At 60.5% G+C, this 1384-nt stretch carries 1 protein-coding gene; it reads right to left on the bottom strand.

The features are described from left to right. Window positions 1-46: 46 nt before the first annotated feature. A complete protein-coding gene (locus HV711_RS33195; RefSeq protein ID WP_035486862.1) occupies window positions 47-1312 on the bottom strand; it encodes an IS256 family transposase in 1266 nt (421 codons plus the stop codon). Window positions 1313-1384 lie beyond the last annotated feature (72 nt).

Here is a 1384-nt window from a genome sequence, read left to right as displayed (position 1 = left end):
GAGATAAGGTCAAGTCTGGTGTATGGGCAGTTGATAGCGGGCGACGTCAAGCGGCGAGTTTCTGCTGACCCGGTTGATCGTCTTGCACCGGCTCGCCGTCCTGGAAGGCAATGCCCTCCAGCAACAACTGGATCTGTTCGGGGCCGTTGATGCGGCGCCAGGTTTTCTCGGCTTCCTCGATCAGCTTGAATGCCAGACCGAGGAAGGTCGGTCGCGACACGCAGTTGCGTGTACGCGTAGTACGGTGGCGCACCGTCGCGAACGTCGACTCGATCGCGTTGGTTGTGCGCAGGTGCTGCCAGTGTTCGGCCGGGAAGTCGTAGAAAGCCAGCAGGCTCTCCCGATCCTTCTTCAACGTTTCCGTGGCCTTCGGATATTTCGCCGCGTAGAGCGTCACGAAACGATCGAACGCCGCATACGCGTCGGCGCGCGTGGCGGCCATCCAGATGGCCTGCAGATCTGCCTTGGCTTTGCCTTGCTGTGACTTCGGCAGCGCGTTCAGAACGTTGCCCATCTTGTGGAACCAGCAGCGCTGGCCGCGCGTCGTGGGAAACACTTCTTCCAATGCGGCCCAGAAGCCCATCGCGCCATCGCCGACTGCCAGGAGCGGACCCGCCTGCAAGCCACGCGATTTCAGATCGAGCAGCAACTCCTGCCAGGATGCCTTCGATTCGCGATAACCGTCGCCGATTGCGACTCGCTCCTTGCGACCATCGGGCCTCACGCCGATGATCACCAGCAGGCACTGGCCGTCTGAGTTCTCGCTGCGCAGCCCGGTGTGAATGCCGTCGACCCACCAATAGACATACCGCGAGTTCGACAGGTCGCGCCGGCTCCAAATGGCGTGCTCATCGGCCCATTGCGCCTTCAGACGGCTCACCACATTGGCCGACAAGCCTTTGGCGTCCTCACCCAGCAGCACGCTCAGCGCTTCGCTCATGTCGCCCGTCGAGATGCCTTTCAGATAAAGCCACGGCAGCGCGGCACTCACGCGCGGCGACTTCCGCACATACGGCGGCACAATCGAGGAATTGAACTTCACACCGGATCCTGAGCGATCGCGAACCTTGGGGACCTTCACTGGAATCGGCCCGGCTGCCGTCAACACTTCTCGCTCCGGCAGATAGCCATTGCGTACCACGGCGCGTTGTCCATGCAAGGTCTTGACGTTCTCGAATCGCTCCAGTAGCGCCGACAGCTCCGCTTCGATTGCTTGCTGAATCACTTGCCGCGCTCCGTGTCGCACCAATTCGTCCAGGCCCAGACCGACTTCCGATAGACCGACAACTGCTTTTTCCGTAAACTTGCGCATGGTGGATGGTTTGTTGTTTGCTGGTTTCCGACTTCGACAATCAGATTCTCAGCTGAAACCTCCACCGCCTTC

The sequence above is a fragment of the Paraburkholderia phenoliruptrix genome, assembly GCF_902859825.1.
In the GTDB taxonomy this organism is placed as follows: Bacteria; Pseudomonadota; Gammaproteobacteria; order Burkholderiales; family Burkholderiaceae; genus Paraburkholderia; species Paraburkholderia phenoliruptrix.
The sequence above is the reverse complement of the archived record's forward strand: the minus strand, read 5'-3'. Positions and strand labels throughout refer to the sequence as shown.

Excerpts from the sequence above, each read along its gene's own strand:
- HV711_RS33195 (WP_035486862.1), bottom strand. The coding sequence starts at position 1,312 with ATGCGCAAGTTTACGGAAAAAGCAGTTGTCGGTCTATCGGAAGTCGGT.